Origin of the sequence: Streptosporangium sp. NPDC023615, assembly GCF_040640155.1 — a bacterium.
Classification (GTDB): domain Bacteria; phylum Actinomycetota; class Actinomycetes; order Streptosporangiales; family Streptosporangiaceae; genus Streptosporangium.
On record NZ_JBFABE010000003.1, the window covers coordinates 137,775 to 157,038 of the forward strand.

At 72.2% G+C, this 19,264-nt stretch carries 15 protein-coding genes and 1 pseudogene; 5 read left to right on the forward strand and 11 right to left on the reverse strand.

Features of this window, described 5'->3' with window-relative positions:
* Nucleotides 1-118: 118 nt before the first annotated feature.
* Together purH and purN are read right to left on the reverse strand one after the other, a co-directional pair.
* Nucleotides 119-1,663, reverse strand: a complete 1,545-nt coding sequence (gene purH, locus AB0G16_RS03560; RefSeq protein ID WP_362797962.1) for a bifunctional phosphoribosylaminoimidazolecarboxamide formyltransferase/IMP cyclohydrolase — start codon at nt 1,661-1,663, stop codon at nt 119-121.
* Between the two features lie 46 nt (nt 1,664-1,709).
* A complete protein-coding gene (purN, locus tag AB0G16_RS03565; protein ID WP_362797965.1) occupies nt 1,710-2,330 on the reverse strand; it encodes a phosphoribosylglycinamide formyltransferase in 621 nt (206 codons plus the stop codon).
* A gap of 79 nt (nt 2,331-2,409) precedes the next feature.
* Here purN and AB0G16_RS03570 point away from each other — a divergent pair, with 79 nt between their 5' ends.
* Nucleotides 2,410-2,820 (forward strand): hypothetical protein, encoded by a 411-nt coding sequence (locus AB0G16_RS03570; RefSeq protein WP_362797968.1) that lies wholly within the window; start codon nt 2,410-2,412, stop codon nt 2,818-2,820.
* Between the two features lie 140 nt (nt 2,821-2,960).
* Here the strand turns inward: AB0G16_RS03570 and AB0G16_RS03575 are convergent, their stop codons facing one another.
* From AB0G16_RS03575 to AB0G16_RS03590, 4 genes are all read right to left on the reverse strand, one after another.
* Nucleotides 2,961-4,622, reverse strand: a complete 1,662-nt coding sequence (locus AB0G16_RS03575; RefSeq protein ID WP_362797971.1) for a DUF6350 family protein — start codon at nt 4,620-4,622, stop codon at nt 2,961-2,963.
* A 340-nt stretch (nt 4,623-4,962) separates the two neighbouring features.
* Nucleotides 4,963-5,838, reverse strand: coding sequence for a succinate--CoA ligase subunit alpha (sucD, locus tag AB0G16_RS03580; protein WP_362797974.1), 876 nt, complete (start codon nt 5,836-5,838; stop codon nt 4,963-4,965).
* Entirely contained in the window at nt 5,838-7,019 is a 1,182-nt protein-coding gene (gene sucC / locus AB0G16_RS03585; RefSeq protein WP_362797978.1) for an ADP-forming succinate--CoA ligase subunit beta, read from the reverse strand. Before sucC ends, sucD begins: the two co-directional genes overlap by 1 nt.
* 305 nt (nt 7,020-7,324) lie before the next feature.
* The gene (locus AB0G16_RS03590; RefSeq protein WP_362797981.1) at nt 7,325-7,732 is read right to left on the reverse strand and encodes a cobalamin B12-binding domain-containing protein; all 408 of its coding nucleotides are present in this window, start codon (nt 7,730-7,732) and stop codon (nt 7,325-7,327) included.
* 340 nt (nt 7,733-8,072) lie between these two features.
* On the opposite strand from AB0G16_RS03590, the gene AB0G16_RS03595 reads away from it, so the two are divergent.
* The 3 genes from AB0G16_RS03595 (at nt 8,073) to AB0G16_RS03605 (ending at nt 11,662) form a co-directional block, all read left to right on the forward strand.
* Nucleotides 8,073-9,173, forward strand: a complete 1,101-nt coding sequence (locus AB0G16_RS03595; RefSeq protein WP_362797984.1) for a hypothetical protein — start codon at nt 8,073-8,075, stop codon at nt 9,171-9,173.
* Between the two features lie 310 nt (nt 9,174-9,483).
* The gene (locus tag AB0G16_RS03600; protein WP_362797987.1) at nt 9,484-10,362 is read left to right on the forward strand and encodes a hypothetical protein; all 879 of its coding nucleotides are present in this window, start codon (nt 9,484-9,486) and stop codon (nt 10,360-10,362) included.
* A gap of 346 nt (nt 10,363-10,708) precedes the next feature.
* Nucleotides 10,709-11,662 carry a hypothetical protein gene (locus tag AB0G16_RS03605; RefSeq protein WP_362797990.1) on the forward strand — a complete coding sequence of 318 codons (954 nt, stop codon included), beginning with the start codon at nt 10,709-10,711 and terminating at the stop codon, nt 11,660-11,662.
* A gap of 213 nt (nt 11,663-11,875) precedes the next feature.
* On the opposite strand, the gene pcrA is transcribed toward AB0G16_RS03605, so the two are convergent.
* Nucleotides 11,876-14,131: a DNA helicase PcrA gene (gene pcrA, locus AB0G16_RS03610; RefSeq protein WP_362798283.1), complete on the reverse strand. Its 2,256-nt coding sequence runs from the start codon at nt 14,129-14,131 to the stop codon at nt 11,876-11,878.
* Nucleotides 14,132-14,256: 125 nt separating this feature from the next.
* Between pcrA and AB0G16_RS03615 the strand changes: the two genes are divergently transcribed.
* Nucleotides 14,257-14,976 (forward strand): PIG-L deacetylase family protein, encoded by a 720-nt coding sequence (locus AB0G16_RS03615; protein WP_362798286.1) that lies wholly within the window; start codon nt 14,257-14,259, stop codon nt 14,974-14,976.
* Here AB0G16_RS03615 and AB0G16_RS03620 read toward each other — a convergent pair.
* The 4 genes and pseudogenes from AB0G16_RS03620 to AB0G16_RS03635 form a co-directional block, all read right to left on the reverse strand.
* Nucleotides 14,966-16,018, reverse strand: coding sequence for a CPBP family intramembrane glutamic endopeptidase (locus AB0G16_RS03620; protein ID WP_362797992.1), 1,053 nt, complete (start codon nt 16,016-16,018; stop codon nt 14,966-14,968). The genes AB0G16_RS03615 and AB0G16_RS03620 overlap by 11 nt on opposite strands.
* A gap of 304 nt (nt 16,019-16,322) precedes the next feature.
* Nucleotides 16,323-17,036, reverse strand: a pseudogene (locus AB0G16_RS03625) (neutral zinc metallopeptidase); the annotation flags it as partial.
* 52 nt (nt 17,037-17,088) lie between these two features.
* Complete coding sequence (locus AB0G16_RS03630) at nt 17,089-18,558, reverse strand: glutamate--cysteine ligase (protein WP_362797995.1); 1,470 nt, start codon at nt 18,556-18,558, stop codon at nt 17,089-17,091.
* Nucleotides 18,559-18,625: 67 nt separating this feature from the next.
* A complete protein-coding gene (locus AB0G16_RS03635; protein WP_362797998.1) occupies nt 18,626-19,264 on the reverse strand; it encodes a response regulator transcription factor in 639 nt (212 codons plus the stop codon).

The following is a 19,264-nucleotide window of genomic DNA, read 5'->3' on the forward strand; positions in this document are numbered from 1 at the left end:
GGCACGGTCGTCACCGTCCGGACACGGTCGCCCCTTCGAGGCACGGCCGCCACGATCACGCGGCGGCCGTACCCCCGGCCCGGCTCCCGGTCCGGCCCCTGGCCCCGGTCGGGGAGGGTCAGTGGAAGAAGTGGCGGGTGCCGGTGAAGTAGAGCGTCACCCCGGCGGCCTCGGCCGCGGCGACGACCTCCTCGTCCCGGATCGAGCCGCCCGGCTCCACGATCGCCTTCACCCCGGCCTCGATGAGGATCTGCGGGCCGTCCGCGAAGGGGAAGAACGCGTCGGAGGCCGCGGCGGCCCCCCGCGCGCGCTCCCCGGCCCGGGAGACCGCGAGCCGCGCCGAGTCGACCCGGTTGACCTGGCCCATGCCGACGCCGACGCTGGCGCCGTCCGCGGCGAGCAGGATCGCGTTGGACTTCACCGACCGGCACGCCCTCCAGGCGAACGCCAAATCTGCGAGGACCTCGGCGGAGGCCGCCGGTCCCGCCTTCAGCTCCCAGGTGGACGGGTCGTCCCCGGGCGCGTCGACGCGGTCGGCGGCCTGCACCAGCAGCCCGCCGTCGATCCGGCGGAACTCCGAGGGGTTGGACGGCCCGCCCGGGCAGGCGAGCAGCCGGATGTTCTTCTTGGCGGTGAGCGTCGCCAGCGCCTCCTCGGTGAAGGAGGGGGCCACCACGACCTCGGTGAACACCTCGGCGATCTGCGCGGCCAGCTCCCCGGTCACCTCGGCGTTGACCGCGATCACGCCGCCGTACGCCGAGACCGGGTCGCAGGCGTGAGCCTTGCGGTGCGCCTCGGCGACGTCGGCGCCGATCGCGACGCCGCACGGGTTCTGGTGCTTGATGATCGCCACGGCGGGGCCGCCGAAGTCCCACGCGGCCCGCCAGGCCGCGTCGGCGTCCAGGTAGTTGTTGTAGGACATCTCCTTGCCGTGCAGCTGCTCGGCCGCGGCCAGGCCGTCCTTCTGGTCGGTGTACAGGGCCGCGCCCTGGTGCGGGTTCTCGCCGTAGCGCAGCGACGAGCGCAGCTCCCACGCGGCACCCATGTAGCGCGGCCAGGCACCCTCCTCGGCCGCGTACACCTCGGCGAACCAGGAGGCCACCGCGGTGTCGTAGGCGGCGGTGTGGGCGTACGCGGCGGCGGCCAGGCGGCGGCGCTCGGTGAGGGTGAAACCGCCCGCCTCGATCGCGGCGAGCACGTCGCCGTAGGAGGCGGGGTCGACCACGACCGCGGCGGTGGCGTGGTTCTTGGCCCCGGCCCGGATCATCGCGGGGCCGCCGATGTCGATCTGCTCCACGCACTCGGCGTCGGAGGCGCCGGAGTCCACGGTCTGCCGGAACGGGTAGAGGTTGACCACCACCAGCTCGAACGGCTCGATCTCCAGCTCCTCGAGCTGCTTGACGTGGGAGGGGTTGCCGCCGTCGGCGAGCAGGCCCGCGTGCACGCGCGGGTGCAGGGTCTTGACCCGGCCGTCGAGGCACTCGGGGAAGCCGGTCAGGGACTCGACAGGAGTGACCGGGACGCCGAAGGAGGCGATCCTGGCGGCGGTGCCCCCGGTGGAGACGATCTCCACACCCGCGGCGTCGAGGCCGCGGGCCAGTTCCTCCAGCCCGCTCTTGTCATACACCGCGATCAACGCGCGCCGGATGGCGATGCGGGTCACTTCGTGCTCCTCCTGGTTGTTTCCGGTTCTCTCCGGGGGGTCCGGCTCATTCGCCGGTGCGTCCGAATCGGACGGTCCTGCCGGTCACGGTCCAGCCCTCACGGGCCATCCGGCCGACGGTGTCGACGAGCAGGTGGCGCTCGACGGTCTTGATGCGCTCGTGCAGGGTGGGCTCGTCGTCGCCGTCCAGCACCGGCACGGCCTGCTGCGCGATGATCGGCCCGGTGTCGACGCCGGCGTCGGCGAGCATCACCGTGCAGCCGGTGACGCGCACCCCGTACGCGAGCGCGTCCCGTACGCCGTGCGCGCCGGGGAAGGAGGGCAGCAGCGCGGGATGGGTGTTCAGGACCGGGAAGGCCCGCAGGGTGGGCGTGCCGAGGATCTTCATGAAACCCGCGCAGACCACCAGGTCGGGCCGGTACCCGGCGATCCGGTCGGCCAGGGCCAGGTCCCACGCCCCGCGGTCCGGGTGGTCGGCCAGCCTCTCCACGAAGGTCGGCAGCCCGGCGCGCTCGGCGCGCGCCAGCCCCTCGATCCCGTCGCGGTCGGCCCCCACCGCCACCACGCGGGCGCCGTAGGTCTCGTCTGCCACGGCGTCCAGCAGGGCCTGTAGGTTGGTTCCAGAACCGGACACGAGGACCACAAGCCGAACGGCCTGGGATGACACCGACGCTCTCCATTCGGACGGGGACTCACGCCGCTGCAAGGGTATCGGCCTGTCCGTACGAACGATACAAGGAGGTCAGGTGACACTACCGGTCCAGGTGCGGCCCGCCGAGAGTGCCGGTCGCAGGGCGCTGTGGCTCGCCGTCGTCGCGGTGGTGATGACGCTGGTGCTCCCGCTGGCGGGGGTCTTCATGGCGCTCTTCGCCCTGGTCGCCTCGATCCGCGCGATCCGGACGCTGCGTACCGTTCCCAAACCCGTCGGCATCGCCGTGACAGGCGTCGTGCTGTCGGCCGGCGCGCTGGTGGTGTCGCTCGCGATGGCCGCGATGCAGTTCTACTTCAGCGACGAGCTGACCGCCTATGCCGAGTGCGGCAGGGGCGCGGGCACGGTCGCGTCGCAGAACGAGTGCGTCGAGCAGCTCGAACGGGCCATGGAGAAGAAGATGCCCTTCGTGCGGCCGGGCCAGATGCAGTTCCCCTTCCCGCCCTGAGAACCGCCCTGCAACCCCGCGGAGAGCCACCCGGGGATCCGCCCGGAGCGCTCACGGGAGATCTCTCGGACGACCGCGCCGCCCGCACCCGGTGACGGGTACGGGCGGCGGGGAGCGGCCGGCCCCGGGGTACCGGTGGTTCAGTCGCGGTCCCAGGCGTAGGGGTCGACGTAGATGACGTGACCGCCCTTGTCGTCGGTCTCGTCGACGATGTCGCGCCGGGGCGGGCGCGGGGGGTCGGGGCGCCGTGGGGTGGGCGGGCTCTCGGCGGCGGCCGAGGCGTGCTCGTCCTCCCAGTCGTCCCTGATCACGGGGATCGGCTGGGTGTCGCACTCGGTGGCGTCCAGCCAGTGGCCGGGGAGCCTGCGCAGTTCCTCCGGCTCGGCGAGACCGGCCTTGCCGGCCACGGAGCCGGCGGCCCGCGCGAGCTTGACACCGGCCTTGCGGACCGGGGCGGTGGCCGTGCCGACCTTGTTCGCCGCCTTGGTGACGGCCGTCCCGTGCCCCCGGAAGAGCAACCACCAGTTGGCCAGCCCGGCCGCGATCCCGGCCGCGACGCCCACCTCCAGCGTCACCGAGAGCATCACCTCCCAGGCCGCCGGGCCCACCGTGGAGAGCCGCGCGCCGCCGAGCGAGCCACCGGAGAGCGCCGCCAGCAGGCCCGCCGCCGCCCCGGTGACCAGCCCGCAGGCCAGCCCCCACAGCGGTGCCCCCTCGTACGAGGAGGAGGGCGAGATCCGGACGACCAGCACGCCCGCCACGGCACCGGCCACGAACGGCACCGCGACCACCGTCATCAACCAGGCCGGGGTCGGCCCCGCGTCCGGCAGCGCGCCCAGGATCGGCAGGCTCGGCACCGTGCCGAGCTGCACCCCGGTCGGCGCGACGAGCGTGCCGGTGCCGACCGCGAAACCGGGACCGGCGATGTAGGCCATCCCCCAGACGAAGGCGTTGAGCAGGTAGAGCCCCTGGATCAGCAGGAGCAGCAGCCCTCCCACGAACCCGGGGGCCAGGATGCCCGACAGCTCGCCGACCTGCTCGAAATTGGCCACGATGGCACCGACCACCAGGACGGCACCGGCCACGAGCATGATCGTCAACGCGGCCGACGTGCCGACCACGACCGAACGCAGCCGCTCGGGCAGCAGGCGCAGCATGGACCGCCAGGGCCCGATCGTCCTGGCGACGGCCACCGAGCCCGCGATGAAGGCGAGCACGAGATGGCTGATCAGCACGTCGCCGAGGAAGGGCTGGGTGATCTCGTTCCTGGTGACCAGCGCGATGAGGCCGGCCAGCAGCGCGTACGGCGCCGCCAGCGAGATGCCCGCCTGGGCGACCAGGACCAGCTGGGCCCTGCGGCGCGCGTTGGACACCTCCCTGGGGGTGTTCTTGGGCAGCCTGGCCGGGAGGCGGAGCCGCAGGTCCGCGTCCCGGGCCATCCACGTCCCCGCCCGGTACAGCAGGAACGCGGGCAGGACCGTCAGGCCGAGCGGGAGCAGTCCCACCGAACCGCCCGGGATCGCGAAACCCGCGTGATGGGCGGCGAGCCAGAGCTGGGACGCGGTACGGAACACCGCCGGCAGGCCGGCGCCGAGCGCGCCGCGCGGGGTGGCGATCCAGCCGACCAGCGTGAGCGTGGTGAGCACCGCCAGTCCCACGCCGAGCGTCCAGGCGGCGGCGAGCATCCCGGAGACGGGAAGCGGCCGGCGGACGTCGTCGTCGTCACCGGTGAGGCCGGGCAGGGGGATGCGGCTGAGGACGTTGCGGGGAGCCGTCCGTAGCTGATCGAAAAGGGCCGTCACAGTAGTCGATGGTCTCAGCATCTCCGGCGTGGAAGTGACTCCCGCGCCCCGCGTGTCGCGCACCGCTCCGCGGGACGGTCGTGTGGTATCCGGCTCCCGCCCGCTTGCCGTCCGGCTCCCGCCGCCCTCGCCGGGTCTCCGTCCGGTTCTCGTCGGGTTCCCGCCCGGTTCCCACTCGGTTCTCGTCCGGTGCTCGCGCGGCCTTGACAGGGGCCGGACGGCTCGGACCGGGAACCGGACGGCCGAGGGCGCCCGGCGAGACGCCGGACGCCCTCGGTGGTGCGTGGTCCTCGTGCGGCGCTCTCACCGGGTGCGGCGAGAGCGAGCCCTCCGGATCCCGTCAGAGGGCCTGGACGACCTCGCGCATCAGCCGCGCGGTCTCGCTCGGGGTCTTGCCGACGCGGACGCCGACCTTCTCCAGGGCGTCCTTCTTGGCCTGGGCGGTGCCGGCCGAGCCGGACACGATCGCGCCCGCGTGTCCCATGGTCTTGCCCTCGGGAGCGGTGAAGCCCGCCACGTAGGCGACGACCGGCTTGGTGACGTGCTGCTCGATGTAGGCCGCGGCCCGCTCCTCGGCGTCGCCGCCGATCTCACCGATCATCACGATCGCGTCGGTGGCCGGGTCCTCCTGGAAGGCCTTCAGCGCGTCGATGTGGGTGGTGCCGATGACCGGGTCGCCGCCGATGCCGACCGCGGTGGAGAAGCCGATGTCGCGCAGCTCGTACATGAGCTGGTAGGTCAGCGTGCCCGACTTCGAGACCAGGCCGATACGGCCGGCGCTGGTGATGTCGGCCGGGATGATGCCCGCGTTGGAGGCGCCGGGCGAGGCGATGCCGGGGCAGTTCGGCCCGATGATCCGGGTCTTGCCGCCCTTGGCCACCGCGTAGGCCCAGAACTCGGTGGTGTCGTGGACCGGGACACCCTCGGTGATCACCACGCAGAGACCGATCTCCGCGTCGATGGCCTCCCTGACGGCGTCCTTGGTGAACGCCGGGGGCACGAAGACGACCGACACGTCGGCGCCGGTCTCCTTCATGGCCTCGGCGACGGTGCCGAAGACGGGCAGGCCCTCGTGGACGGTGCCGGCCTTGCGGGCGTTGACCCCGCCGACGACGCGGGCGCCGGAGGCGAGCATGCGCCGGGTGTGCTTGGTGCCCTCACCGCCGGTCATGCCCTGGACGATGATCTTGCTGTTCTCGGTCAGCCAGATGGCCATTACGCACCTACCGCGGCGAGTTCGGCGGCCCGCTTGGCCGCATCGTCCATCGTGTCCACCAGTTCGACGCCCGAGAGCCCGGCGTCGGAGAGAGTCTGACGCCCGAGTTCGGCGTTGTTGCCGTCCAGCCGGACGACCAGCGGGCGGCTCACGCTCTCGCCGCGGGTCTCCAGCAGCTTGAACGCGGAGACGATGCCGTTGGCGACCGCGTCACAGGCGGTGATCCCGCCGAACACGTTGACGAAGATCGACTTGACGGCGGGGTCGGAGATGATGATCTCCAGGCCGGCCGCCATCACCTCGGCCGAGGCGCCGCCGCCGATGTCGAGGAAGTTGGCGGGCTTGGGCTTGCCCGGGAACGCCTCACCCGCGTAGGCGACGACGTCGAGGGTCGACATGACCAGGCCCGCGCCGTTGCCGATGATGCCGACGGAGCCGTCCAGCTTGACGTAGTTGAGGTCCTTGGCCTTGGCCGCGGCCTCCAGGGGGTCCTCGGCCGCCTTGTCCTCGAACGCCGCGTGGTCCGCCTGGCGGAAGACCGCGTTGTCGTCGAGGGTGACCTTGCCGTCGAGGGCCTTCACCTGGCCGTCGGCGGCCAGGATCATCGGGTTGACCTCGACGAGGGAGGCGTCCTCGTCGACGAAGGCGCACCAGAGCTTCTCGATGAGCTCGGCGGCACCGTCGAGCGCCGCCTCCGGCAGGCCACCGGCCTGGGCGATCTCGCGGGCCTTGGTTCGGTCGACCCCGTCCAGCGGGGAGACGGGGACCTTCGCCACCTTCTCGGGCGTGCTGTGCGCGACCTCTTCGATGTCCATGCCGCCCGCGGCGGAGCAGATGGCGAGGAACGTGCGGTTGGCGCGGTCGAGCAGGAAGGAGAAGTAGTACTCCTCCGCGATCGCGCTGGCCTCCTCGATCAGGACCTTGTGGACCGTGTGGCCCTTGATGTCCATGCCGAGGATGTCGGTGGCCTTCCGCTCGGCGTCGGCCGCGTCGTCGGCGACCTTCACGCCGCCGGCCTTGCCTCGACCACCGGTCTTGACCTGGGCCTTGACGACGACACGGCCGGTCAGCTGCTCGGCTGCCGCCCGGGCCTCCTCCACGGTGTGCGCGACGACGCCGCGCGGCACCGGGATGCCGTACTCCGCGAAGAGCTCCTTCGCCTGATGTTCGAACAGGTCCACGAGGGTCCGTCCTTGCTTGTCCGGCTGGTGTACAGATGTGAGCGGGCCGGCTCCACGATCCAAGGGGGAGCCCGGCGGTTTTGCGCCAATGAAGCCTAGCCCGCCTGGCGGCATGGCCAGGCAACCGGGTCCCTGATCACCCGGCCGAATGTTGTTCGTGACGCCCCGGCGGACCGTCGCACCGACCCGCCGGAGCTTCCGCCGGCGCCCCGGCGGAGGTGTCCGCACCGATTCGCCGGCGGTCCGCTACCGCCTCGGCCGGCGGTCGGGTACCGCCTCGGCCGGTCGCCCGGCGCCCGGGGTCGTCAGACCGGCGAGGGGATCGCGCTCCGGACCCAGTCGACGATCTCCTGCGTGGTGGCGCCCGGGGTGAAGACCCGCGCGACGCCCATCTCCCGCAGGGCGGGCATGTCGGCCTCGGGGATGATCCCGCCGCCGAAGACCACGATGTCGGTCGCGTCGTTCTCCTTCAGCAGCTCCAGCACCTTGGCGAAGAGCGTCATGTGCGCGCCGGAGAGGATGGACATGCCGATCGCCGCGGCGTCCTCCTGGATCGCGGTCCGCACGACCTGCTCGGGTGTCTGGTGCAGGCCGGTGTAGACGACCTCCATCCCCGCGTCCCGCAGCGCGCGCGCCACGATCTTCACTCCCCTGTCGTGACCGTCCAGCCCCGGCTTGGCGATGACGACGCGGATCCTCTGCACGGCATCCATCCAGACCTCCTTGTCTGCGCTCCCCCGCAACGTGGGAGCTGTCGGCAGCGTAACCGGCCCCGTCCCGGCGCGGCCTCCCGGCTACTTCGATTCCGCCCGGGACCCCCTTCCCCGGCCGCCTCGATTCTCCCCCGGAGCCTCCTGTCCGCACACTCCGATCTCCCGGGCGCCGCTCCCCGGGCCGTCGCCCTCTCAGGTACCGCCTTCCCCGCGCGGGTGACGCGTGGCCGGGACGGCTCACACGCGCGCAATCGGCGGGCGCGAGTTGTTGGCGCACGCCATAGCCCGGGGATCGGGGGTTGGCTAGCTTGGCGGATCCTGACTCCTGGGAGGGCATCCGATGAGACGGTGGGTCACTCTGCTCGCGGTCGTACTGGCCGGTTCGGTGCTGCCGATGCCGGCGGCGGAGACGGCGGGCGCGGCCACGGACTCGGGCGCGGCCACGGGCTCGGGCACGGTCACCGGCGCGGACGCCGGCTCCGTCTCGGGCTCCGTCTCGGGTTCGGGCTCGGGCTCGGGCTCGGGCACCGCCGAGGTGCCGGGGAGGGCGGCCGGAGCCCGGACGGCGTTCACGAGGCTCGCGGGGTTCACGGGGTCGTCGGGGCTCGTGGCGGTCCCGAGGTTCACCGGGTTCCCCGCGACCGCCACGTCCCCGGCGGCGGCGGTGTCCCCGGTGACGGCGCTGAGGAGGCAGTTCGGCGAGCACGTGGGACTGCGGATCTCCGACCTCGGACGGGTCTACCGGGCCGGCAAGCCGATGGTCACCATCTGGCGCAGGGGCCGGGTCGAGTTCGACGCCACCGGCGTGTACGGCACCGACACGACGGGGCGGACGGAGCTGGGCAGGGGGGCGGTGAAGGAGATGGAGAACCTGCTGGGACGGCGGCTCGGCTCGACCCGGGTGATCTGCTTCCCGGACGAGGCCTACCTGTCCGGTCCCGGCTACGAGACATGGCTGCCCGAGGGGAAGACCTGGCTCGGGCTGATCGGGCCGGCGAACATCAAGCAGACCGCGGCCCTGCCGCAGATCGTCGACATCTTCGAGCCCTCCACCCTGGGAACGCTGCTCTCGCACACCGCGGTACGCAGGAAGCTCCGCTCCGGCACCTACCTGCGGGGCACCGTGACCCTGCGCACCCTCTACCGCGCCTCCCCCTCCCTCCGGGACCGGCTGGCCGGACCGCCCAGGGGCAGGAGCGCCACGACCCCGGTGGGCTTCAGGCTGTGGCTGGACCGCTCGAACCTGGTCCGCCGGCTGAGCACCACCTGGAGGCAGCCGCTGCCGGGCGGCCCGCAGAAGTACACCACGACGCTGGTGGACACCCGCTACACCGGCTGGGGCTCCTCCGTCACCCTCGCCCCGCCGCCCCCGGAGGACACCGCCGACGCCGGCCGGGTGGGCGCCGACATTCCCCCGCCCGCGGTCCTGCCTATCGGCTGAACGCCCGCCGGGCACCGCATCGCTTTTCCCGCCCCGCCTCGCCGTTGAATTCCCGGAACGGCGGAAGAGAAAGCCCGACCCCGGCCGCGTGCGAAAACAGGAAAACAACGTTCCGTGACCGATCGGAAACAAGAATGGCCGTTCCGGCCTTCTTGGTGACGCCGGAAGTTCAGGGAGGATTCCTGCACCGAATGTGCACGATTAATTCAAGGCGACCCTCCACATGCGCTATCTTTTCGTGATCTCACACTGCGAGAGTGTGCTGATCCCTCGCCGTCAGGGCGCAGGGGACCACCAGGAGGATTTTCCCTTGAAGCGATACATCGCCGGGCTGGCGTGCGCCGCAACGGCCGTGCTGAGCGTCCCCGCGCTCGCGTCGACCGCGCACGCGCAGGCCGCCGATCCGATCACCGCGCTGAAGAGCCAGTTCAAGAACGGCCGTGGTGTCGCCTTCGTCGACACCACGAAGGTGCGCTACAACGGCCAGGGTGCGGTCATGGCTCAGCGCAAGGGGGCTCTCCAGTTCGGCGCCTCCGGAATCAGCGCGTCCGACCAGACCACCAAGCTGCGCATCAAGGCCAGCGACGTCGCCCAGATGTCCGAGGGCCTGGAGGAGGAAGAGGCGAAAGTGCTGGCCGGGCTGGCCAAGCCCGAGCGGGTCATCCGCGTGAAGAACACCTCCTACACCTCCGGCGGCATCTTCGGCGAATTCCTGCCCGAGGGTAAAACGTGGCTGCAATTGCCGGGCGGCATGATGGGCAACACCGCCAGGTTGAGCCAGCTCGTCAACCCCGCCGAGCCCGTGACGCTGAAGGCGCTCCTCGCGCACGCCACGACCAAGACCAGGACGGCGTACGCCGGAAAGATCACCTTTGGTGAGCTCTACAAGGTCTCACCGTGGTTCCGCGCCGGTGTCTTCCTCAAGCCGACCGCCAAGCAGGCCAAGAGCGTGGTGACCTGGAGGCTGGCTCTCGGCTCCGACCTGCTCCCCAGGCGCCTGACCACCAGCTACTCCGGGAGCGCGCTGGGCGCCGCCGGCGGGCCGACCCTGACGGTCGAGACCCGCTACACCGGCTGGGGTTCCAGGGTCAGCGTCAAGGCTCCGCCCGCCGACCAGGTCGCCAAGCCGGGCGAGCTGGAGGAAGGCGTGGAGGCCGACGCCCCCATCCCCCTGCTCGGCGGCAAGTGATCCTCCGGCGCTGAGCGCGCCCCGCGCTCCGGTACGCGCCCGGCGGCTCCGGCCCCGGGCGCGACCGCCCGCGAGAGGTGGGTCGCCCGGCGCCGCCCGGTCGCCCCGCACCCCGCCCCCCGGCAGACGTCACCCGCCGGGGGCGGGGTGCTCCCGTGCGGCATCGACGGGTCACGGACGACCGGTCCGGCTCCCCCGCGTTCACGGGCTCCCCGACCGGCCGTCGTTTCCGGCGCGTTCGACGGCTCCGCGATCGACCTCCGGTTCTTGATCCGTTGTTTCGCCGTACAGGCGAGAATCTTTTCCCTCCGCGACGACGCGCGGACACCTATGGGAGGACCCCCCGATGAGGCGAACGCTCGCCGCCCTGACCGGCGCCACCCTGGCGGCCCTGATCGCCCCCCTGCCGGCTCTGCCCGCCCCGGCCGAAGCCGCGAGCGGCCCGGCCACGGCGGCCCCGGCGACCCCGGCGGCCGCAACGGCCCCGGCGGCCGACCCGGTCGCGGCGCTCACCCGCCGGTTCAAACCCCACCGGGGCGTGCGGCTCGCCGAGAACACGAAGATCGTCGGAGAGGGGAAGAAGTACCGGGCGATCTTCACCCGGCGGGCCGGGACGCTGGAGTTCGGCTCCAAGGGCCTGGTCGCCTCGGACCTGACCACCCGGTTCACCGTTCCCGCGAAGAGCGACGGCGGGCTCGGACTCGCGGGGGTGTTCGCTCCCTCCCGGACCATCTCGGTGAGGGGAACGGCCTACACCTCGGGCGGCCTGTTCACCGACTCGATGCCCGAGGGCAAGAAGTGGCTGCGGACGCCCGGCGCCCCGAGCTCCCTGGTCAGCGCCGTCCAGCAGATCATCAGCACCGTCGAGCCGGGCACGCTGCGGGCGACCCTGGCCCGCACCGCCGCCAGGCGCCCGGGAGGGACCTGGGACGGCACCCGGACCACGGTCCACTCGGGCACGATCACGCTGGCCGAGCTCTTCAAGGTCTCCCCGGCCGTACGCGCGATGCTCGGCACGAGGCCGACCGGCAGGTCCGCCACGCTCCCGGTGACCTGGAAGATCTACCTCGGCTCCGACCAGCTGGTCCGCCGCGTCGTGTCGTCGTACACGGAGTCCACCAGGGGCCTGAACAGCACCGAGCTGACCTACGTCAACGACACCCGCTACACCGGCTGGGGCAGCAAGGTCACGATCAAGGCGCCGCCCGCCGACCAGGTGGCCGACTTCGACGAGCTCGCCATCGGCGCCGACGAGGCCCGGGACGCCCAGGACCCGGTCCGCGGCTACTTCGAGGACTGATCGGCTCCCTCGGGTCCCCCTGACCGTCCCGGCCGACCCGATCGTCCGGGCCGACCCGATCGCTCCGGGCGGTCCGGGCGGTCCGGGCGGTCCGGGCGGTCCGGCTCGCGCGGAGGTCCGGGGCGAGCCGGTCCACGTCGAACCCCCGGGCGGTCCGGCTCGCGCCGGACCCCCGGGGAGCGGAAACGGCCGCTCCCCGGGCCCGCGGAATCCTCAGAGCTTCTCCAGCGGCGCGTACGCCAGCAGCAGGGTCTTCTCCCCGCCGCCACCGAAATCGATCTTCACCTTGGTCTTCTCGGCGACGCCGTCCACGGACACGACCGTGCCCAGGCCGAACGCGTCATGGGTGACCCGGTCCCCCGGGGTGAGGTTGGGGATCGCCCTGCCGCCGGGCTTGCGGGCCGGGGCGGGGCGGGACTCGCGGCGGGTGGCGGCGCTCCAGGCGCTCTTCTCCGGGTCGCTGCGCCACTCCACCAGCTCGACCGGGATCTCCGAGACGAACCGGGAGGCCGGGTTGAACGCGGGCGAGCCCCAGGAGCTTCGGACCGCCGCCCGGGAGAGGTAGAGGCGCCGCTCGGCCCGGGTGATGCCCACGTAGGCCAGGCGGCGTTCCTCCTCCAGCTCCTTGGGCTCGCCGAGCGAGCGGGTGTGCGGGAAGACGCCGTCCTCCATGCCGGTGAGGAACACCACCGGGAACTCCAGGCCCTTGGCGGTGTGCAGCGTCATCAGCGTCACCACCCCCTGGCCCCCGTCGGCCGCCGGGATCTGGTCGGCGTCGGCGACCAGGGAGACCTGCTCCAGGAACTCCACCAGCGTGCCCTCGGGGTTGGCCTCCTCGAACTCCGAGGCGACCGAGATCATCTCGTCGAGGTTCTCCAGGCGGCTCTCGTCCTGCGGGTCGGTGGAGGCGGCGAGCTCCAGGCGGTAGCCGGTGCTCACCAGCACCTCCTGGGCCAGCTCCGAGGGCGACAGGTCGTCGGCCTTCACCATCAGCTCGTCCATCAGCGCGACGAAGTCCTTGATCGCCTTGAGCGAGCGGGTGGCCATGCCCGGCGCCTCGTCCGCCCGGCGCAGCCCCTCCCAGTAGGGGATGCGCTCCCTGGTGGCGAACGCCTCGACCATCGCCTCGGCGCGCTCGCCGATGCCGCGCTTGGGCACGTTGAGGATGCGGCGCAGCGAGACCACGTCGTTCGGGTTGGACAGGAACCGCAGGTAGGCCAGCAGGTCGCGGACCTCCTTGCGCTCGTAGAAGCGCACCCCGCCCACGACCTTGTACGGCAGGCCGGTCCGGATGAAGATCTCCTCGAACACCCGGGAGGCCGCGTTGGTCCGGTAGAACACCGCGACCTGGCCCGGCACCACGTCCTCGTCGTCGGTGAGCCTGTCGACCTCCTGGGCGACGAACATGGCCTCGTCGTGCTCGTTGTCGGCCACGTACCCGATGATCTTCGGCCCGGCGCCCTGGTCGGACCAGAGGTTCTTGGGCTTGCGGCCCTGGTTGCGCGAGATCACCGCGTTGGCCGCGGACAGGATCGTCTGGGTGGAGCGGTAGTTCTGCTCCAACAGGATCGTCGTGGCCTCGGGGTAGTCGCGCTCGAACTCCAGGATGTTGCGGATCGTCGCGCCGCGGAAGGCGTAGATCGACTGGTCGGCGTCGCCCACCACGCACAGCTCGGCCGGGGGCAGGCCGCCGCCGCCCTCCCTGACCGGCTCGCCGTCGGCGGTGAGCGGCTCGGCCCGGCCGGTGAGCTCGCGGATCAGCGTGTACTGCGCGTGGTTGGTGTCCTGGTACTCGTCGACCATGATGTGACGCCAGCGGCGCCGGTAGTGCTCGGCCACGTCGGGGAAGATCTGGAACAGCGTCACGGTCAGCATGATGAGGTCGTCGAAGTCCATCGCGCCGGCCTCGGTGAGACGCTGCTGGTAGTTCCGGTACGCCTCGGCGAGCTTGCGCTCCAGGTGGGTGGAGGCCTGCTCGGACGCCGTCTCGTAGTCGATCAGCTCGTTCTTGAAGTTGCTGACCTGGGCGGAGAACGCCCTGGGCGGGTAGCGCTTGGGATCGAGGTCCATCTCCCGGCAGACCATCGCCATCAGGCGCTGGGAGTCGGCCTGGTCGTAGATGGAGAACCCGCCGGGGAAGCCCAGGCGCTTGGCCTCGCGGCGCAGGATCCGCACGCAGGCGCTGTGGAAGGTCATCACCCACATCGCCGCCGAGCGGGGGCCGATGAGCCGGTCGACCCGGTCCTTCATCTCCCGCGCCGCCTTGTTGGTGAAGGTGATCGCCAGGATCTCCTGCGGGTGCACGCCCCTCTCGCCCAGCAGGTAGGCGATGCGGTGGGTCAGCACCCGGGTCTTGCCCGACCCCGCGCCCGCGACGATGAGCAGGGGGCTGCCGTGGTGCACGACGGCCTCGCGCTGCTGGGGGTTGAGCCCGTCGAGCAACGGGTGGGTCACGGAGGAGGCTGGGATCGACACGCCACCTAGGTTAGAGCGACCGGCCGACAACCGGGTCCGCCGGCCGCAAGGAATGCGGACGGACTCCCCGGCGGTTGTGGTGATCGAGCGATACGCGCAAGCGACGGAAAGGCGTTCCCATCGTGTCCGAGGACCAGATCAACCGCGTGCTGGTGGTCACCGCGCACCCGGACGACGTCGATTTCGCCGCCGCGGGCGCGATCGCGCGGTTCACCGATCGCGGCGTCGAGGTGACGTACTGCGTGATCACCGACGGCGACGCCGGCGGTTTCGACCGGGAGCTGGACAACGGCGGCATGGCCGAGCTGCGCCGGGCCGAGCAGTCCAACGCCGCCAAGGTCGTCGGCGTGACCGATCTGCGTTTCCTCGGCTACCGGGACGGGACCGTGGTGCAGAGCCTGGATCTGCGGCGCGACATCACCCGGGTCATCCGCCAGGTCAGGCCGGACCTGGTGATCACCCACAGCCCGGAACGCAACCACCGGTTCATCGCCCCCAGCCACCCCGACCACCGCGCGGTCGGCGGCTGCGCGCTGGACGCCGTCTACCCCGACGCGCGCAACCCCTACGCCTTCCCCGAGCTCCTGCGCGACGAGGGCCTGGAGGCGTGGACCGTCCGCGAGGTCTGGCTGAACGGCAGCCCGGCGCCCGACCACCACGTGGACGTCACCGACACCTTCGACCGCAAGCTCGCCGCGCTGCGCTCGCACGTCAGCCAGGTCGGCCACCAGGACGACTTCGAGGAGTCCCTGCGCGGCCACTTCTCCCGGATCGCCGTCGAGGCGGGTTTCGGCGAGGGCCGCTACATCGAGTCCTTCCAGCGCGTCGTCACCCTCTGACCTTCCCGCCCGGGGCGGGCCCCCGTCGCCCGGGTCCCTGTGACGCCGGGACGGGTCCCCGGGGCGGCGGGGCCGTCTCCGACGGGGTCGTCTCCGGCGGGGTCGTCTCCGGCGGGGCCAGGCGGGCGAAGAGGTACCCGAGGGAGTTGGTCGCCACGTGGAACATCGCGGGCGCGGCCAGTCCGCCCCTCCTGCGCAGCTCGGTGAAGAGCACCCCGGCGAGGCCCGTCGCGACCACCGAACCGGCCACGACGCGCGCCACGTGCCGGAGGGGAACGCCCGGCGCGATGGACCCGGCTGTGACCGGGGCGGTGGTCCCGGCGGCGGCTCCGGCGGTGCCTCCGGCCGCGGTCTCGACGGCGGAACCGGCCGTGGGACCGGCGGCGGACGCCTCCGCGGAGGTCGGCGCGGGCTGGACCGCCTCGCCGGAGGCCAGGCCGCTCAGGGCGGGGTTGGCGGCCATCATGTCGATGGCGGGCAGGACGTGCCAGAGCCCGAACAGGGCCGAGGAGACGGCGGTCGCCGTACCGTGGCCGTGGGAGCGGGCGACCAGGGCGTGCACCACCCCGCGGAAGCCGACCTCCTCCAGCAGGACCGTGCCGACCGGCACCTGGAGCAGGGCCTCCTCGATCGCGCGGCCACGGGAGAGCGACAGGGCCCGCTCGTCGCGGAAGAAGCGGCGGGTGGCCGGGATCGCGATGCCCGCGGCGTAGGAGACGGCCACCGCGGAGGCGAGCGCCCCGCCGATCCGCAGGCCGCGCGCCCGCTCGTGGAACCCCAGCTCGGCCCAGGAGAGCCCGGAACGGCGGGCCATCACGAGCAGCGCGCCGACGGCCGTGGCCGAGGTGAGCGGCGCCAGCCTCGGGGCCAGCCGGTTGTTGAGCACGTTGGCCGCCACCAGCACGGCCACCGCCCCGGCCTGGACGGCGACTCCGGAGGGGTCCCGCCCCGAGGCCGCGCGCGGGAATCCGGCCCGTGCCATACCGGCGGCCCGTGTCGTGCCGGCCGGCCGGGGCCCGCTCCCTGCCAGGTCGTGCTCCATGGTCGCGACTCCCTCGGACGTCGTCCCGCGTCCCGCATGCCGGGGCGCGCCGGGAGCCGCGCGGGCCGGAGGACCTTCCGGCCGCGCCCGACCCCGCACCTCTCGAATCCGACTAGAGGTTACGTGATCGCCGTTCAGCCTGCTGCGGCCCGGCGCCAGCCGCGGGGAAAGCGCAGCCCCCCGCGTTCCCTCACGGTCAGGCCACCCCAGATCCCCCCGATGGCCGCCGGCCCCGGACCAGGCGGGGCGTGCCGCCGGGGCATCAGCCTTCGGAGGGACGGCCGGGTACGCGTCGCGAGGTGTCTCAGCAGGCGGAGGTCCCCCGGTCGTAGCCCTTGGCGAACATCGCCTGGCGCTGTTCGGCCGTGCCGTGGGCGTCCGGGCGCAGCCAGTCGTCGGTGGGGTCGCCCGCCGCGGCGAGGTTGACCAGGAGCTCGTCCTCGTCCCCGGGCTCGGTCTGCAGCGAGCCGCCCTTGACCAGCGCCCCCAGTGTCCCCCCGGCGTAGCAGTCGGCCTGGAGCTCCCGCTCGACGTTCAGCCGGAAGGCGGTGTTCAACTGTGCCTGGACGGCGTGCCCGAACTCGTGCGGGATGATCACGTACACCGAGCCGTCGCCCATCCGCCGGTAGAGCTCGCGCATCCAGTTCTCGTCGTAGGCGATGAAGTGCCCGGCCGGGCAGTAGAAGGCGTTGTTCGGCACGGCCCGCTGCTCGCCGCAGGCGGGACCGTCGTCCCCCCGGTAGGCGATGAAGTCGTTGACCGGCCGGTAGGTCAGGCCGGACGCGGCGAACGTCCGGCTCCAGTACGCCTCGGTGAACTCCCTGGCCAGCTCGACGTCCGAGGCGAACGTCTGGCCTCGCGCCTCGGACGTGGCGATCCCCCCGTCACCCCGGGCACCCCCGCCGTCCTCGGCCGGATCGCCCTGCCCGCCCGGACCTCCGACCACGACCCCGCAGGCGGTGAGGGCCGCCGTCACGAGCACCAGGACAAGGAGGAGCGCTCTTCTCATGCCTCCATCGTGGCCGAAGGCGTTTCCCTCCGCGCGGGGGGACCCCCGCGGAAACGACGCGTCAGAGGGACGGCCAGGTGTGGACGGGCTCGTTGGTGTGCATGTGCTCGATGTAGCGCAGCGTCATCCGGCGCAGCGCCTCGTGCCTCTCGATGCCGCCGAGCGCGTCCACGGCCGCGATCTGCCAGCTCGCCCCGGTCGTACCGGTCAGGCAGCGCTGCTCGACGATGCCCAGCAGCCGGTCCCTGGACCCGGGATCGACGCCCCACAGGTCGAGCCCCTCGTGGGCGAGCGGCAGCAGGCGGCGCAGGATCAGCTCCGAGGCGGTCACCTCGCCGAGTCCGGGCCAGTAGAGCCGGGCGTCCAGGCCGTGCCGGGCCGCGGCGTGCAAGTTGTCCTCGGCCGCGGCGAACGACATGCGCGTCCAGATCGGGCGTTCGGCGTACGGCAGGACGCGCATGAGCCCGTAGTAGAACGCGGCGTTGGCCGCGACGTCGGCCACCGAGGGCCCTGCGGGCAGCACCCGGTTCTCCACCCGCAGGTGCGGGGTGCCGTCCACGACCGCGTAGACCGGCCGGTTCCACCGGTAGACGGTGCCGTTGTGCAGGGTCAGCTCGCCGAGCGCGGGGATGTTCCCCCGGGACAGTTCCTCGCGCGGGTCCTCCTCGTCGCAGAGCGGCAGCAGCGCGGGGAAGTAGCGGGCGTTCTCCTCGAAGAGGTCGAAGACCGAGGTGATCCACCGCTCGCCGAACCACACCCTGGGCCGTACGCCCTGGGCCTTCAGCTCCACCGGGCGGGTGTCGGTGGCCTGCTCGAACAGCGGGATCCTGGTCTCCTGCCAGAGCCTGCGGCCGAACAGGAACGGGGAGTTGGCCGCCAGCGCCACCTGGGGTCCGGCGATGGCCTGGGCGGCGTTCCAGTTGGCGGCGAACGCCTCGGGGCTGACCTGGAGGTGGAGCTGGAGGCTGGTGCAGGCCGCCTCGGGGGTGATGCTGTCGGCGTAGGTCTCCAGGAACTCGTCGCCCTCGATCGACAGGTGCAGGTCCTCGCCCCTGGCGGCGAAGATCTGCTCGTTGAGCAGTTTGTAGCGGGGGTTGGCCGAGAGCGTGCCCTCGTGGACGTCGCCCTCGCGCAGCGTGGGCAGGATGCCGACCATGACCATGTGCCCGCCGACGGTGTTGGCCCGCTCCTCGGCGTGGTTGAGGCGGTCCCTGATCACTTGCTCCAGCCGGGCCGCGCCGTCGCCCTCCAGGGACTGGGGCAGCACGTTGATCTCCACGTTGAACTGGCCCAGCTCGGTGGCCCAGTCGGGCTCGGCGATGGCCCGCAGCACCTCGCTGTTGCGCATGGTGGCCTCGCCGCGGTCGTCCACCAGGTTGAGTTCGATCTCCAGCCCGGCCTTGGGCCGGTCGAACTCGAACCTGGACTCGCGGAGCATCTGCGCGAAGACGTCGAGGCAGCGGCGCACCTTGTCCCGGTAGCGTCGCCTGTCCTCACGGCTGAACACCATCGCCGGTACATCACGTCCCATACTTCGCAGAGTCGCACATAAGTCACTACTCGTACAGGCGAAACCGGTCGATCGGACGGTGAGAATCTCAGACCAGGCGCCGCGCCGTGGCCCAGCGGGACAGCTCGTGGCGGTTGGAGAGCTGGAGCTTGCGCAGCACGGACGAGACGTGGGTCTCCACGGTCTTGACCGAGATGAAGAGCTCCTTGGCGATCTCCTTGTACGCGTAGCCCCGGGCGATCAGGCGCAGGACCTCGCGCTCGCGCTGGGTCAGCGAGTCGAGCTCGGGGTCGATCGCCGGGGCCTCGCTGGAGGAGAACGCGTCCAGCACGAACCCGGCCAGTCTCGGCGAGAAGACCGCGTCTCCCTCGGCCACCCGGCGGATGGCGTCGGTGAGCTCGCGCCCGCTGATGTTCTTGGTCACGTACCCCCTGGCGCCGCCGCGGATCACGCCGATGACGTCCTCGGCCGCGTCGGAGACCGACAGGGCCAGGAAACGGACCGCCGACCCCGAGCCCAGGACCTTGCGCAGCACCTCCTGGCCGCCGCCGCCGGGCATGTGCACGTCCAGCAGGACCACGTCCGGGCCGAGCTCGGCGATCGCCCTGACCGCGGAGTCCACGTCCTCGGCCTCCCCGATCACCTCGATGGAGTCGCCCAGCTCGGCGCGCACTCCCGAGCGGAACAGGCGGTGGTCGTCGACGATCAGTACCTTCACCGGGCTCAT